We start from the raw sequence: 15,252 nt of genomic DNA, 5'->3' as shown, positions 1-15,252 counted from the left end.
TGTTTGTTTGGGCACCATCACGGTGCCCACCGTTCCGTCCTGAAGCACTACAACCGGCGAGCGCCGGGCATAACAACTTCGGGACAGTTCAGGAAGGGGCCTTTTGAGCGCCGCTTCCATGCCGAAGTCTTTGGTTTCAAGCCGTAGGCTGAAAACCGAATTCCTTTTGGGTGACAGTTATTGACTGCAACACCCGTACCGTTTTCGCCGCTTGGGGCTCAAAAACAGCAGCCATCCGCTCGTGCAGTTTGGTCTTCTGAAAATACGTTTGGTTCAACCAGACAAAGGCAATAAAAGCGCTTGAATTTGGTGTCTGATTTGTGTTTGGTTTTTTGGCGAAAACCCTACATGTAGGGTTTTTTAGCGCCGAGGTACAAGATAATGCGTTTTGGGGGGTGATTGCAACGTACTGCCTGTGGATAAGCCTGTGCGTAAATTGTGTGTGAAACGTGGAAACAGCGTGTAGGCCGCGACCCTGCTGGAGTCGACCGTTTGTCATGGTATTTTCACGATTGAAAACGGTTGGGGCAGTTTTTAAGGGCGCGAACCCTATCACAAAAAAACGCGTTGTCCGAACGCATTTGCCGACTTGTTTTCTCGGCAGTCGACGTTTATACAATCGGCCGGTACACAAGCATTCTTATCCTCCCCAATCATTACAAAAAGACGGGCGGATCCTTCCTTATTAGTGTTGTTGGCAAGCAGAGGTCACCGGTGGAGCAAGAAGCCTGGCAGGTATTGATTGTCGAAGACGACCAGCGTCTGGCCGAACTGACCCGTGATTACCTCGAAGCCAATGGCCTGTGCGTGGCAATCGAAGGCAATGGCGCCCTGGCGGCGGCGCGGATCATCAAGGAGCAGCCAGACCTGGTGATCCTCGACCTGATGCTGCCCGGGAGGATGGCCTGAGCATCTGCCGCAAGGTACGCGACAAGTATGACGGGCCGATCCTGATGCTCACTGCTCGTACCGATGACGCCGACCAGATTCTCGGCCTGGACCTGGGCGCCGACGACTACGTCTGCAAACCGGTGCGCCCGCGCTTGCTGCTGGCACGTATCCAGGCCTTGCTGCGCCGCAGCGAAGCGCCGGAAGTGGCCCCGGAAAAACTCCGGCGCTTGCAGTTCGGTCCGTTGGTGGTGGACAACGCCTTGCGCGAAGCCTGGCTCAATGACAACGGCATCGAACTGACCAGCGCCGAGTTCGACTTGCTCTGGCTGCTGGTGGCCAACGCCGGGCGCATCCTGTCCCGGGAAGAAATCTTCACCGCATTGCGCGGCATCGGTTATGACGGCCAGGACCGCTCTATCGACGTGCGCATCTCGCGCATTCGCCCCAAGATCGGTGATGACCCGGAGCACCCGCGGTTGATCAAGACCGTACGCAGCAAGGGTTACTTGTTCGTTCCGCAAGCCTGCACGCTGTGAACTCGATCTTCCTGCGCATCTACGGCGGCATGTGTGCGGCGCTGGTCCTGGTGGCGGTGCTCGGCGTGCTGGCGCTGCACCTGCTCAACCAGGTGCGTAGCGAGCAATACCGTGAGCGCCTGGCTCACGGCACGTTTTCGCTGATGGCCGACAACCTGCAACCCATGAACGAGACCGAGCGCCACCGGGCGTTGCTGGTCTGGGAGCGTCTGCTGGGCATTCCCCTGGCGTTGCAGACCTTCGCCCAGACTGACCTCGACCTGACCCAGCGCACCCGTGTGCTGCGTGGCCATGCGCTGGTCGAGCAGACCGGCCCTCACGCAGCAAAGGTTTACCGGTTGGTCAGCGACAAAGAGCAACTGGTGCTCACCGGGGAAGTCCAGCAGATCAGCGAGCAATTGGCCCGGGCAACCATTTATTTGTTGGCCGACGAACTGGTGCGCTACCCGGTCGCCGAGCAACCCAAACGCCTGGCGCAATTGAAAGAAGATAAAGGCTTCGGTTTTGACCTGCGGCTGGTCACGGTCGAAGAGGCCGACATGGACGAGGATCAGAGTCGTCGGGTGTCCGAGGGCGACACGGTAATGGCGCTGGGCAAGGGCGGCGATTCGATCCGGGTGTTTGCCGGCATGGTCGGCACGCCGTGGGTGCTGGAAATCGGCCCGCTGTTTCAGATGAACCCGTATCCGCCGGAGTGGCTGGTGCTGATTGCCGCCCTTGGACTGACGCTGATCGGTTTGATCGTTTACTTGCTGGTGCGGCAACTCGAGCGGCGCTTACGCGGCCTCGAAGCCGCCGCCACGCGCATCGCCAGGGGCAGCCTGGAAACCCGCGTGCCGGCGCGCGGCGCAGATTCGGTCGGGCGTCTGGCGGCGGCGTTCAACGGCATGGCTGAGCACTTGCAGCAACTGCTGGCGATTCAGCGCGAGCTGGTGCGCGCGGTGTCCCATGAACTGCGTACGCCGGTGGCACGCCTGCGTTTTGGCCTGGAAATGATTGGCTCGGCCACCACGCCCCAGGCTCTGGAAAAGTACCGCGAAGGCATGGACCACGACATCGAGGACCTCGACAAGTTGGTGGACGAGATGCTCACCTATGCGCGGCTGGAACAGGGCTCTCCGGCGTTGAATTTCCAGCGCATCGATCTCGATGCGCTGGTCAATCAGGTGATCGGGGAACTGGCGCCGTTGCGCGCGGACGTCACGGTACAACGAGGGTTGTGCCTGTCGGCCGCCGATTGTGACGATGCCTGGGTCGAAGCTGAACCGCGCTACTTGCACCGGGCGTTGCAAAACCTGGTTGGCAACGCCATGCGCCATGCGCAGTCGCGGGTGACCGTCAGTTATCAGGTGGGGCAGTTGCGCTGCCGGGTCGATGTCGAGGATGACGGGCCGGGCGTGCCGGAAGTGGCCTGGGAGAAAATCTTCACGCCGTTCCTGCGCCTTGATGACAGCCGGACCCGCGCGTCCGGGGGCATGGGTTGGGGCTGTCTATCGTGCGGCGGATCGTCCATTGGCATGACGGGCGGGCGCTGATCAGCAAGAGTAAAAGTCTGGGCGGGGCGTGTTTCAGTTTGAGCTGGCCGCGCAATCAGGAAAAGCGTTGAGGTTGTGGGTGTCAGGGCCACCGCCTTCGCGGGCAAGCCTCGCTCCTACAGGTTTGGGGGCGGGCACGACGCAACACTTGTAGGAGCGAGGCTTGCCCGCGAAGAGGCCCGCCCGGATACAGAAGATCTCAAGCCTTGATGCTGACCAAACTCAACAACTGCCCATCCTGCACCCCAAACTGCGCGTCCAATTCAGTCCCGTTACACCACTCACTGGACAAGTCCGTGAGCAGCCGCAACCGCACCTGACCGCTCTCGGTCCATTCCAGCACTTCGGCGTGTTCGAAATAAAAGCGCTTTTGCACGATCGGGTAGAGCGCCTTGAACAGGCTTTCCTTCACCGAAAACGTCAGGGTGACCAGCAACGCCAATTGATCAGAGCTGCCCGCCGCCATGCGCTGTAACTCCGGCGGCGTAAGGATCTCCCCGGCCAGGCGCTCGGCCCGTTCGACATTGAGCAGGTTTTCCAGGTCCAGGCCCAGGCCGCGCCAGTGCGCTTTCTTCGCAACAATGGCCGCAGCCTGGCCGGTGCTGTGGGTGATCGAACCGGTGATGTGCGCCGGCCAAACCGGTGCCCGGTCTTCGCCAATGGCCGGGATAAAGCTCAGCCCTTCCAGTTGTTGCAGCGCGGCCCGGGCGCAAACACGCCCGGCCAGAAACTCGGCCTGACGCTTGGCCACCGAACGCTGGATGCTCGCGGGCGGCTCAATGGCGCTGCGCTGGAAGTCATCGCCGGCCAGTTGCGAGGTGTCGAAGTGAGTACTCAGCAGCACTGCATCGGGCAGCACGAACGGTAGCGGCCAATGGGCCTCAAGTGGGGTGCAGCAGACGGGCAGGGCGGGGGCGGGATTCATGGCGGGCATTTTGCCGGGTTGGGTCGCGGCTGGGTAGTGCAAAGGTTCAGATCGGCGTCGAGGCCATTCGCGAGCAGGCTCGCTCCCACATGTGAAATGCATTCCCCTGTGGGAGCGAGCCTGCTCGCGAATGGCCGCGCCACGGTCTACCGACTCAGCTAAATATCTTTTTGAAAAACGCCTTCATGTCCGCCCACGAACTGGCATCCGCCGCCTTGTTGTAACCAATGTCCGGCCCGCCATGATCACCATGGCTCAAGCGATCTGCATCCGGGTTGGTGAACCCATGCTTGGCGTCCGCCAGGCTGACGAACTTGTAGTCGGCCCTGGCCTTGTCCATTTCAGACTTGAACGCCGCCACGTTATCCGAGGTGACCATGCTGTCCTTGGCGCCATGCTCGACGAGGATTTTCGCCTTCACGCTGCCCGGTGTTGCTGGCGTGTTGGTTGCCAGTGCCCCGTGGAAACTCACCACACCTTTCAACGGCAAGCCCTGACGCGCCGCATTCAGCACTACGCCACCGCCGAAGCAATAACCGATGGCCGCGAGTTTGTTCGGGTCGGTCTGCGGCTGTTGTTTCAACAGATCAAGCCCTGCCTGGAAACGAGCGCTAGCCACCGCGCTGTCCTTCAGTGCTTCTTGCATGAAGGCCATGGCGTCCTTCGGATGCTCGGTGTTCTTGCCGCCGCCATACATGTCGATGGCCAACGCGCTATAGCCCAGACCGGCGAGGTCCCGGGCGCGGCGCTTGGCGTAATCGTTCAGCCCCCAGAACTCATGCACCACCACCACGCCCGGGCGCGGGCCTTTGACCGCATCGTCATAGGCGTAGTAGCCGATCATTTTTGTACCGTCGGTACTTTGGTAGGGGATTTCCTGGGTCTTGATCGCAGCCTGAGTCAGCCCGCTCAAGGCCAGTAAAACGAGGGCTAGGAACATGCGCATGGTCGGGTCTCCTTTAACGAAGTGATCAAAACAGCCTAGTCGATTTGATTCAGCTTAGGTTCAGAGTGCGTTCAGGGGGAGTTCAGGGGCGGGTGAGTAACCTTGCCCCGTACCCAAAAAGCGATAGCGCATAAGGAAACTTCCTATGACTGGATTGAAAAAACTGCTTCTGGCTTTCGCCGTCTTCGGCGCCAGCGCGGCCGCCAATGCGACTGACGGCACCTTCGCCGGCCTGACCCTCGGCCAGACCAGCGACAAGGTGAACAAATCCCACGCCTTGAACGACAACCTCAACAGTCCGAACGCCGACGGCGTGATCGGCAAGGACACCACTTGGGGGTGCGGCTGGGCCAGCAAAACAATCAGGGCCGTTACTACGCCACTTACGACAACGTGTCGGGCTCGCACAATGGCATTAAACTGCGCCAGGAAAACCTGCTGGGCAGCTACGATTTGTTCTACCCGGTGGGCGGCAGCACTAAATTGTTTGGCGGCGCCACGGTCGGTATCACCAAAATGACCCAGGAGTCCCCGGGCTTCAGCCGCGATAGCGACATCGGTTACGCCCTCGGCGGCCAGGTCGGTGTGTTGCAGCAAGTTTCACAAAACACTTCGGTCGAGCTGGGTTACCGTTACCTGCGCAGCAATGCCAGCACCGAAATGAGCGAGCGCGGTGGCAGCAAACTAGGGTCGCTGGCCCTGAACAGCAGCGCCCAGACGTATTTGTCGGCGAATTACGCTTTCTAACAAGCGGTTCGTGATGGACCTGCGCCGGGTCACCCTGAAGGGGTGATCCGGCGTCGCCATGTTGGTCATCGAGGCATGTGAGCATGCCTCTGGAGATGTTGTTTTGCCCGGGAGAGCGTTATGAAACTGCTGGTCGTCGAAGATGAAGCGCTGCTGCGCCATCACCTGCAAACCCGCCTGACGGATAGCGGTCACGTGGTCGAGTCCGTGGCCAACGCCGAAGAGGCGCTGTATCAGACCGAGCAGTTCAACCATGACCTGGCGGTGATCGACCTCGGGTTGCCGGGCATGGGCGGGCTTGACCTGATCCGTCTGCTGCGCTCCCAGGGCAAGGCCTTTCCGATCCTGATCCTCACTGCTCGCGGCAATTGGCAGGACAAGGTTGAAGGCCTTGCCGCCGGTGCCGACGACTACGTGGTCAAGCCATTCCAGTTCGAAGAACTGGACGCCCGGCTCAATGCCTTGTTGCGCCGTTCCAGCGGGTTCACTCAGTCGACCATTGTCGCCGGGCCGTTGATGCTCGACCTCAATCGCAAGCAGGCGTCCCTCGAAGAACAGCCGCTGGCGCTGACCGCGTACGAATACCGGATTCTCGAGTACCTGATGCGCCATCACCAGCAAGTGGTGGCCAAGGACCGCTTGATGGAACAGCTCTACCCGGATGACGACGAGCGCGATCCGAATGTGATCGAAGTACTGGTCGGCCGCCTGCGCCGCAAACTCGAAGGCCCCTCCGGGTTCAAACCGATCGACACCGTGCGTGGCCTCGGCTACTTGTTCAATGAGCGTTGTACTTGATTCGTTCTCTTCGCGTTCGCCTGATGCTCGCCGCCACACTGTTGGCGGTGTTGTTCATGCTGGCGTTGCTGCCGGCGATGCAGGGCGCGTTCAGCCTGGCGTTGCAGGACTCCATTGAGCAACGCCTGGCCTCGGACGTCACCACGCTGATCTCCGCTGCCCGGGTGGAGAACAACCACTTGCAGATGCCTTTGCAATTGCCCGATGAGCGTTTCAACCTCACCGACAGCCGTTTGCTGGGCTACATCTATGACCGCGAGGGACATCTGGTCTGGCGCTCGAAGGCCTCCCAGGAAGAGAACATCAACTACAAGCCGCGTTACGACGGGCGCGGTAGCGAGTTTGCGCGGATTCGCGAGGCCAATGGTCATGAGTTCTTCGTCTATGACGTCGAGGTCAAACTGCTGGGCGGTAAAAGTGCAGCGTTCAGTATCGTGGCCTTGCAGCCGGTTCGTGAGTACGAAGCCACCCTTGAAGGCCTGCGCGAAAATCTCTATCTGGGGTTTGGCGCCGCGTTGCTGGTGTTGTTGTCGTTGTTGTGGATCGGCCTGACCTGGGGCTTGCAGGCGTTGCGCCGGCTGAGCCAGGAACTGGACCAGATCGAAAGCGGTACCCGCGAAAGCCTCAGCGAAGAACACCCCCGTGAACTGCTGCGCCTGACCGGTTCCCTCAACCGCTTGCTGCACAGCGAGCGTGAGCAGCGCAGCCGTTATCGCGACTCCCTCGACGACCTGGCCCACAGCTTGAAAACGCCATTGACGGTGTTGCAAGGCGTCAGTGAGGACATGGCCCGGCGCCCGCAGGATCGTGACCAGGCCTGGGTGCTGCAATCGCAGATAGAACGCATGAGTCAGCAGATCAGCTATCAGTTGCAGCGCGCCAGCCTGCGCAAAAGCGGTCTGGTACGCCATCAGGTGCGCTTGCGCCCGGTGTTGCAAAGCCTCTGCGACACCCTGGACAAGGTCTACCGCGACAAGCGTGTGCGGGTCGCTTTCGATTTGCCGGACCCGTGTTACGTGCCGATCGAGCAGGGCGCCTTACTGGAGATGATGGGCAACCTGCTGGAAAACGCCTACCGCCTGTGCCTGAGTGAAGTTCGCATCAGCGTGCGAGAAACCTTGAGCTCGATAGAGTTGTGCGTGGAAGATGACGGGCCGGGTGTGCCGCCGGACCAGCGTGCGCGGATTCTGCAACGTGGGGAGCGACTGGATCGTCAACATCCTGGGCAGGGGATCGGGTTGGCGGTGGTCAAGGACATCATCGAAAGCTACAGCGCCAAGTTGACCCTGGGGGATTCGGCCATGGGCGGCGCGGCGTTCCGGATTCATTTTTCGGTGGTTTGAAGATCAAAAGATCGCAGCCTTCGGCAGCTCCTGCAGATGCGTTTACACCACGGCATCGCGGGTAACGCAGGATCCCTGTAGGCGCTGCCGAAGGCTGCGATCTTTTGACTTTAATTCTCTTGAGCGCGATAAGCGCCGGGCGTCAACCCGGTCCACTTCTTGAACGCCCGATGGAACGCCGAAGGCTCGGAAAACCCCAGTTGCTCGGCAATCTGTTGCAACGACAGATCCGCCCGCCCCAGGTGATAAATCGCAATGTCGCGCCGCAACTGATCCTTCAATTCCTGAAAACTGCTGCCTTCTTCGCGCAAATGCCGGCGCAAGGTCTGCGGGCTGATGTGCAAGTGCGCGGCCACCGCTTCCAGGTCCGGCCAACGTGCGCTGTCGCGGCTGAGCAAACGGCGCAACTGGCTGCTCAAACTGTCGCCGTCGTCCGGGCGCGACAACAGGTCGGCGGGGGAGCGTTCGAGGAAATGCTTGAGCGTTCGCTCGTCCTGCAACAGCGGCATGCTCAGGTAGCGGCTATGAAACAGCAGGCTGCTCTGGGTTGTCGAAAATACTGGCGGGCAGGGAAACAGCAGATCGTATTCCGCCCCGTGCTCAGGTCTCGGATAGCTGAACGTCGCTTGTTCCAGGCGAATACGCTGGCCGATCAGCCAACTGCCGAGACGATGCCAGATCACCAGCAGGGATTCACTGAGGAAGTGATCCGGGTCCCGCAACTGCGAGTCGTCGAGGCTCAGGCGGATCATTTCGTCTTCGCGGGTCAGGGTCAGACGCGGCGCCTCGGGGAATAGGCTATAAAATAATAAGCCGCGATGAAGTGCTTTATCCAGATTGCGGCAATGGATGATGGCGTGGCACATCATGGCGAAACTGCCGGGTTTGCTCGGTGCCTGCCCGAATCCCAGGTATTCGTCGTCCAGCGCCAGCCACAGGCCCTGGAGCAGCCGGGTGAATTGTTCCGGCGCGATGCGTGCCCGCGGCTCGTCGAGCAACTCGGGGCTGATCCCCAGTTGTAACAACAAGCCTGAATAATCATAACCACGCCGACGGGCGCCACCGAGGGCGGCACGGGCGAAATGACTGGCGATGGTGCGTTCGCGCATGGGAGGCAGGTCCGTCCATTGAACGGCGGATGTTAGCCGCAGGGCTTGGCGATGAACAAGGCGGATATCCGCCAAATTGTAGGACGAGGTCTGGCCTATAGGCGGGAATCCGCCACATTGCTGTAACCGGTCGGTGACAAATAAAACCCTGTAGCCCTTGATGTCAAAAGGCTTGCAGGCGATTCGGTGAAGGTGGCACGGGCTTTGCGATACAACGGGCAGATGCCTGCCATTGAGCAGCTCGACAAAACAAATCCCTCCAGTGCAGGAGGGTTCGCAATTGAAGTGTCATGGGGCAACAGATGGATGTTGTCGCGGGACACTCTTGAGGAACTTTGCAATGACGACTCGTCAGCCACTGTACAAATCCCTGTATTTCCAGGTGATCGTTGCCATCGCCATCGGCATCCTGGTCGGTCACTTCTACCCGCAGACCGGTGTGGCCCTCAAGCCTCTGGGTGACGGGTTCATCAAACTGATCAAAATGATCATCGCCCCGATCATCTTCTGCACCGTCGTCAGCGGTATCGCGGGCATGCAGAGCATGAAATCGGTCGGCAAGACCGGCGGTTACGCGCTGCTGTACTTCGAAATCGTTTCGACCATTGCACTGCTGGTCGGTCTGGTGGTGGTCAACATCGTCCAGCCTGGCGCCGGCATGCACATCGACGTGACCACGCTGGATGCTTCCAAAGTCGCTCAATATGTCGCGGCCGGTGCTGATCAAAGCGTCGTCGGCTTCCTGCTGAACGTGATCCCGAATACCATCTTCGGTGCATTCGCGACCGGCGATATCCTGCAAGTGCTGATGTTCTCGGTGATCTTTGGTTTCGCCCTGCATCGCCTGGGTGCCTACGGCAAGCCGATCCTGGACTTCATTGATCGCTTCGCCCACGTGATGTTCAACATCATCAATATGATCATGAAGCTTGCGCCACTCGGTGCCCTGGGCGCCATGGCGTTCACCATCGGTGCCTACGGTGTGGGTTCGCTGGTGCAACTGGGCCAGTTGATGCTGTGCTTCTACATCACCTGCCTGCTGTTCGTGTTGGTGGTGCTGGGCGGCATTGCTCGCGCTCACGGCTTCAGCGTGTTGAAAGTGATCCGCTACATCCGTGAAGAACTGCTGATCGTGCTGGGTACTTCCTCCTCGGAATCCGTGCTGCCACGCATGTTGATCAAGATGGAGCGTCTGGGCGCGAAGAAATCCGTTGTGGGTCTGGTGATCCCGACCGGTTACTCGTTTAACCTCGACGGTACTGCGATCTACCTGACCATGGCGGCCGTGTTCATCGCTCAGGCGACCGACACCCACATGGACATCACGCACCAGATCACCCTGCTGGTGGTGTTGTTGCTGTCCTCCAAAGGCGCTGCTGGCGTGACCGGTAGTGGCTTCATCGTGTTGGCCGCAACCCTGTCGGCTGTTGGCCACCTGCCGGTTGCCGGCCTGGCGCTGATCCTCGGTATCGACCGCTTCATGTCCGAAGCCCGTGCCCTGACCAACCTGGTGGGTAACGCTGTTGCCACTCTGGTAGTGGCCAAGTGGGTCAAGGAGCTGGACACTGACGTGATGACCGCCGAACTGGCTTCTGGCGGTCGTGGTATCACCGACACCCGTCCTGAAGACGACCTGGGCGTTGCCGAAGGCGTAACCCCAAGCAACGTCAAATAAGACGGTTGCCCTGAAAAACCCGCTTCGGCGGGTTTTTTTATGCCTGGAATTTGAGCGCAACGGTCACGACTGCTGACACAACGGGTGATTGCTGCAATGCAATTGGCTGCCTAGGCTGGAGGCATCGCTCAAGGAGTACACCCATGCCCGGTCCACTGGCATCACTCAAGGTTCTGGATTTCTCGACACTGCTGCCGGGGCCATTTGCTTCCCTGTTGCTGGCAGACATGGGCGCGGAGGTGTTGCGCATCGAATCGCCGACCCGCATGGACCTGTTGCGGGTGCTGCCGCCCCACGACCTGGGGGTCTCGGCCAGTCACGCTTACCTCAATCGCAACAAGCGTAGCCTGGCGCTGGACCTCAAGCAGCCCGAGGCGCTGGAGGTGATCAGGCAACTGCTGCAGGACCACGACATCGTGCTGGAGCAGTTTCGCCCCGGCGTAATGGAGCGCCTGGGTTTGGGCTATGAAGCCTTGAGGGCGATCAACCCGAAGCTGATTTATGTGTCGATCACCGGTTACGGACAGACCGGACCCTACAAGGATCGCGCCGGTCACGACATCAATTACCTGGCCTTGGCCGGGGTGGCGAGTTACACCGGCCGCGCCGACAGCGGACCGCTGCCGCTGGGGATCCAGGCGGCAGACGTTGCCGGTGGTTCGTTGCATGGCGTCATCGGATTGCTGGCGGCGGTGATCGCCCGGCAGCAGACGGGGCAGGGCCAGCACCTCGACGTGAGCATGACCGACTGCGCCTTCAGCCTGAACGCTATGGCTGGCGCCGGGTATCTGGCCTGTGGCGTGGAGCCGGGGCGCGAAGACCAGATGCTCAATGGCGGTAGCTTCTATGACTATTACCGTTCGCGGGATGGTCGCTGGTTATCGGTGGGCAGTCTGGAACCGGCGTTTATGCAGCAATTGTGTTCGGCGCTGGGACGGCCGGAACTGGCGGTCCAGGGTTTGTCGCCCCAACCCGAGCAGCAACAGGTGTTGAAGAATGAGTTGAAAATTGAATTCGAGAAGCATGACTTTGCCCAGTTGTGTGAGCTGTTTGCCGGAGTGGATGCGTGTGTCGAGCCGGTGTTGAGCGTGGGCGAGGCGGTGCGGCATCCGCAGTTGCAGGCGCGAGGATTGGTGACTGAGGTGCCTCGCGGGGATGGTTCGACTCAGGCGCAGATGGCCTGTCCGTTGAAATTCTCTGATGGATTACCGGAGCCGCGGCATATCGGTGCTGCGCTGGGTCAGCATACGGATCAGGTGTTGGGGGAGTTGGGGTTTAGTGCTGAGCGGATCGAGGAATTGCGTCGTACCAAGGTGGTTTTGTAGCGCTTGCCAGGACGCCTTCGCGAGCAGGCTCGCTCACACAGGGGATCTTCGGTGTGACATAAATCCATCGTGGGAGCGAGCCTGCTCGCGAAGAGGCCGGCCCATCCACCACAAGATCTGACCTACTCGACCCGCATCTCCCCACTAAACACCAGCGTACTGCGGCAACGCCGGCACAAATACCGCCGTCCCTGCCGCACCAAACTGTGCCGTTGCGCCGAAAACGGGAAATCGCTGTCGGCACACGGGCATTTGTAGATGTAGCGGGTCACACTGCGGCGTTTGACGTCGTAGGTGTGGCAACGGTTGGGCGGCAGTTCGTACACGCCGCGCATGATCAGTTGCCACTCTTCACCGTGGGGCTGGATGCGATCGCCGAACAGTTGATGGGCGATCAGGTGCGCAACTTCGTGGGCCACGGTTTGCTTGAGGAAGTCTTCGGTGTTGTCCCGGTACAGCTGCGGGTTGAAGCGCAGCAGGTTCTCGTGCAAATGCGCGACACCGGCTTTTTGCCCGCGCAGCTTGAGGCTCACCACGGGGCGTTTGAAAGGTCGTTTGAAAAAGGTTTCGGCTTGTTGGTAACAGTCTTCGACGCGGGTATTGAGTTGCTCGGGCATGCTTGATGGATCTCCAGAGACGTCGAGTATGCCGCAACCCCGGGGCTTGCGAATCGGCCAGGCGCCGAATGGTCGTTGTTCGTGCTCTTTCAATCGACAGTAGAAGGCCGCCTCGCGGCGGCCTGTATTGGCAGATCTTGTTCTATTGAAGTTCTAGTTCGTGTAGACGGGACCAACGCCCAGGCCCCAGACGATCACGGTAAACGCCATGATGGCCACCAGCACCACCAACCCTACGGCGAGCACCGAGCTTGAAAACAGGAATCCTTCGTCCGATGGAATGTTCATGAAGGTCGGCAACCCTACATACAACAGGTACACCGTGTAGCAAATGGCGGCCGTGCCGACGATCATCCCCAGCCACATGTGCGGATACAGCGCTGCCAGCCCGCCGATGAACAAGGGTGTGGCGGTATAGGTGGCAAATGCGATGCAACGGGCCAGGCTCGGGTTGGCATCATAGGTGCGGGCCATCCAGTGGATGAACGCGCCCATCACCGCCACACCACCAAGCATCGCCAGGTACGACATGACGGTCATCCAGATCGCGCTTTCCTGGGTCAGCATCACCGGCGCGCGGCTGCCGATGACCCAGCCGACCTGGGTAGTGCCGATAAACGCGGAGACGGCGGGGATCGCCGCCAGAATCAGCGTGTGGGTGAGGTACATGTGGCTGATGCTTTCCTCCTGGTCGCCACGGATTTCTTTCCATTCCTGGTCGGGGTGGGTGAAGAGCCCCACTACGTGATGGATCATGCCAGTCACTCCTCTTGTTTTTACCATCGCCCCCCAGCGGAGCGCCTACGGGCCAATGCGGCCAAGTAAGTAAAGGTCTGAATATGTGTGCGACCTTATGTCGCAGTATAGAAAGGTCTTAACGGCGCAGGTTGCAGGGCGTTAGAGCAAATCGCGCTGTAAACCCGGGACTTAATCGCGGTTACGACTTGTAGGAGCTGCCGAAGGCTGCGATCTTTTGATCTTGATCTTTCGTGGGGGCAGAAATGGTCGAAGATCAAAAGATCGCAGCCTTCGGCAGCTCCTACAGGGGTACGATCTTTTGATCTATCGGCGATTTGCGTAAAATGCCGGCCTTTCGTCACTCCTCACGGATTTCGCGTCATGGGCACTCTTACGGTCAACCAGAACAAACTGCAAAAGCGCCTTCGCCGCCAGGCCGGTGAGGCTGTTGCCGATTTCAACATGATTGAAGACGGCGACAAGGTCATGGTCTGCCTGTCCGGTGGCAAGGACAGTTACACCCTGCTCGACGTGCTGATGCACTTTCAGAAGGTCGCCCCGATCAAGTTCGACATCGTGGCCGTGAACATGGACCAGAAGCAGCCAGGCTTCCCCGAGCACGTGTTGCCGGCGTACCTGAAAGCACTGGGCGTCGAGTACCACATCGTCGAGAAAGACACTTACTCGGTAGTCAAAGAGCTGATCCCGGAAGGCAAGACCACCTGTTCGCTGTGTTCGCGCCTGCGTCGCGGCACGCTGTACACCTTTGCTGACGAAATCGGCGCGACCAAAATGGCCCTCGGTCACCACCGCGACGACATCGTCGAGACATTCTTCCTGAACATGTTCTTCAACGGCTTGCTCAAGGCCATGCCACCGAAGCTGCGCGCCGATGACGGGCGCAACGTGGTGATCCGTCCATTGGCCTACTGCAACGAAAAAGACATCCAGGCCTACTCGGACTTCAAGCAATTCCCGATCATCCCGTGCAACCTCTGTGGCTCTCAGGAAAACCTGCAACGCCAAGTGGTCAAGGACATGCTGCAAGAGTGGGACCGCAAGACCCGGGCCGCACCGAAAGTATTTTCCGCAGTCTGCAAAATGTGCAGCCGTCGCAACTGGCGGACCGCAACCTGTTTGACTTCACCAACCTGCGCATCGATGAATCCGCCGCCTCGCGGTTCGTCAACGTAGTGAACCTCTAATCAAAACTGTGGGAGCGGGCTTGCTCGCGAAGGCGTAGTGTCAGCCGCCATCTCTGTTGAATGGCCCACCGCCTTCGCGAGCAAGCCCGCTCCCATAGGTTTTTCGTTTCAATCCTCAGGAGAGGGCATGCGCGATTACAAGTGGCTACATGAGTACTGTCTGAACCGCTTCGGTTCGGCAGCTGAACTGGAAGCCCATCTGCCGGTACCCAAGACCCCGGCGCAATTGCGCAAGATCAGCGACGACCGCTATCTCTCGACCATGGCGCTGCGCGTGTTCCGCGCCGGGCTCAAGCACAGCCTGGTGGACGCCAAGTGGCCGTCCTTCGAGGAAGTGTTTTTCAAGTTCGACCCGGAAAAAGTCGTGCTGATGAGCGCCGAACACCTGGAGCGACTGATGCAGGACGCGCGGATCATCCGCCACCTGGGCAAGCTCAAGAGCGTGCCGCGCAATGCGCAATTCATTCTGGATGTGGCCCATGAGAAGGGCAGTTTCGGCGCGTTGATCGCTGATTGGCCGGTGACGGATATCGTCGGCTTGTGGACCTTCCTGAAAAAGCGCGGTCATCAATTGGGCGGGTTATCGGCGCCGCGCTTCTTGCGCATGGTCGGCAAGGACACGTTTGTGCCGAGCTATGACGTGGTGGCGGGGTTGAACGCACAGAAGATCGTCGACAAGGTGCCGACCAGCCAACGGGATCTGGCGTTGGTGCAGGACGTGTTCAACCAGTGGCATGAACAGAGCGGTGGGCGGGCGATGAGTCAGATTTCGATGATGCTGGCTTACACCGTGAATCATTGAGACCGAGTCGCGCCCATCGCGGGCAAGCCTTGCTCCTACAGGTACGGAGTTGTCCTTGTA

The 15,252-nt window shown here is 59.7% G+C and carries 10 protein-coding genes and 4 pseudogenes; 9 read left to right on the top strand and 5 right to left on the bottom strand.

From position 1 onward, the window contains the following. Positions 1 to 714: 714 nt before the first annotated feature. A pseudogene (locus JFV26_RS09215) lies at positions 715 to 1,427 on the top strand (response regulator). Positions 1,428 to 1,570: 143 nt separating this feature from the next. Further along, positions 1,571 to 3,033 (top strand): annotated as a pseudogene (locus JFV26_RS09210) (ATP-binding protein). Between the two features lie 128 nt (positions 3,034 to 3,161). On the opposite strand, the gene JFV26_RS09205 reads toward JFV26_RS09210, so the two are convergent. Both JFV26_RS09205 and JFV26_RS09200 read right to left on the bottom strand, forming a co-directional pair. Further along, positions 3,162 to 3,887: a 4'-phosphopantetheinyl transferase family protein gene (locus tag JFV26_RS09205; protein WP_201191648.1), complete on the bottom strand. Its 726-nt coding sequence runs from the start codon at positions 3,885 to 3,887 to the stop codon at positions 3,162 to 3,164. A gap of 154 nt (positions 3,888 to 4,041) precedes the next feature. After that, the gene (locus JFV26_RS09200; RefSeq protein WP_201191647.1) at positions 4,042 to 4,833 is read right to left on the bottom strand and encodes a dienelactone hydrolase family protein; all 792 of its coding nucleotides are present in this window, start codon (positions 4,831 to 4,833) and stop codon (positions 4,042 to 4,044) included. A gap of 145 nt (positions 4,834 to 4,978) precedes the next feature. Between JFV26_RS09200 and JFV26_RS09195 the strand changes: the two are divergent. From JFV26_RS09195 to JFV26_RS09185, 3 genes and pseudogenes are all read left to right on the top strand, one after another. Next, positions 4,979 to 5,580, top strand: a pseudogene (locus tag JFV26_RS09195) (hypothetical protein). Positions 5,581 to 5,700: 120 nt separating this feature from the next. Beyond that, entirely contained in the window at positions 5,701 to 6,378 is a 678-nt protein-coding gene (locus tag JFV26_RS09190) for a response regulator transcription factor (protein ID WP_201191645.1), read from the top strand. Continuing rightward, entirely contained in the window at positions 6,375 to 7,721 is a 1,347-nt protein-coding gene (locus JFV26_RS09185) for an ATP-binding protein (RefSeq protein WP_201191643.1), read from the top strand. The genes JFV26_RS09190 and JFV26_RS09185 overlap by 4 nt, the downstream gene beginning before the upstream one ends. A 110-nt stretch (positions 7,722 to 7,831) precedes the next feature. Here JFV26_RS09185 and JFV26_RS09180 read toward each other — a convergent pair whose 3' ends face one another. Beyond that, positions 7,832 to 8,830 carry an AraC family transcriptional regulator gene (locus tag JFV26_RS09180; protein ID WP_201191641.1) on the bottom strand — a complete coding sequence of 333 codons (999 nt, stop codon included), beginning with the start codon at positions 8,828 to 8,830 and terminating at the stop codon, positions 7,832 to 7,834. 340 nt (positions 8,831 to 9,170) lie between these two features. Here JFV26_RS09180 and JFV26_RS09175 point away from each other — a divergent pair, with 340 nt between their 5' ends. Together JFV26_RS09175 and JFV26_RS09170 are read left to right on the top strand one after the other, a co-directional pair. Further along, positions 9,171 to 10,505, top strand: coding sequence for a dicarboxylate/amino acid:cation symporter (locus JFV26_RS09175; RefSeq protein ID WP_201191639.1), 1,335 nt, complete (start codon positions 9,171 to 9,173; stop codon positions 10,503 to 10,505). 143 nt (positions 10,506 to 10,648) lie between these two features. Then, positions 10,649 to 11,830: a CaiB/BaiF CoA transferase family protein gene (locus JFV26_RS09170; RefSeq protein ID WP_201191637.1), complete on the top strand. Its 1,182-nt coding sequence runs from the start codon at positions 10,649 to 10,651 to the stop codon at positions 11,828 to 11,830. A gap of 122 nt (positions 11,831 to 11,952) precedes the next feature. Here JFV26_RS09170 and JFV26_RS09165 read toward each other — a convergent pair whose 3' ends face one another. Both JFV26_RS09165 and JFV26_RS09160 read right to left on the bottom strand, forming a co-directional pair. Continuing rightward, positions 11,953 to 12,447 (bottom strand): SprT family zinc-dependent metalloprotease, encoded by a 495-nt coding sequence (locus JFV26_RS09165; RefSeq protein WP_201191635.1) that lies wholly within the window; start codon positions 12,445 to 12,447, stop codon positions 11,953 to 11,955. A gap of 153 nt (positions 12,448 to 12,600) precedes the next feature. Beyond that, a complete protein-coding gene (locus JFV26_RS09160) occupies positions 12,601 to 13,203 on the bottom strand; it encodes a Yip1 family protein (RefSeq protein WP_201191633.1) in 603 nt (200 codons plus the stop codon). 363 nt (positions 13,204 to 13,566) lie between these two features. Here JFV26_RS09160 and ttcA point away from each other — a divergent pair. Together ttcA and JFV26_RS09150 are read left to right on the top strand one after the other, a co-directional pair. Further along, a pseudogene (ttcA, locus tag JFV26_RS09155) lies at positions 13,567 to 14,390 on the top strand (tRNA 2-thiocytidine(32) synthetase TtcA). A 127-nt stretch (positions 14,391 to 14,517) separates the two neighbouring features. Then, positions 14,518 to 15,192 (top strand): DNA-3-methyladenine glycosylase I, encoded by a 675-nt coding sequence (locus tag JFV26_RS09150; protein ID WP_201191631.1) that lies wholly within the window; start codon positions 14,518 to 14,520, stop codon positions 15,190 to 15,192. Positions 15,193 to 15,252 lie beyond the last annotated feature (60 nt).

This window comes from Pseudomonas sp. TH31, assembly GCF_016650815.1.
Taxonomy (GTDB): domain Bacteria; phylum Pseudomonadota; class Gammaproteobacteria; order Pseudomonadales; family Pseudomonadaceae; genus Aquipseudomonas.
This window is presented reverse-complemented; position numbering and strand designations above follow the sequence as displayed.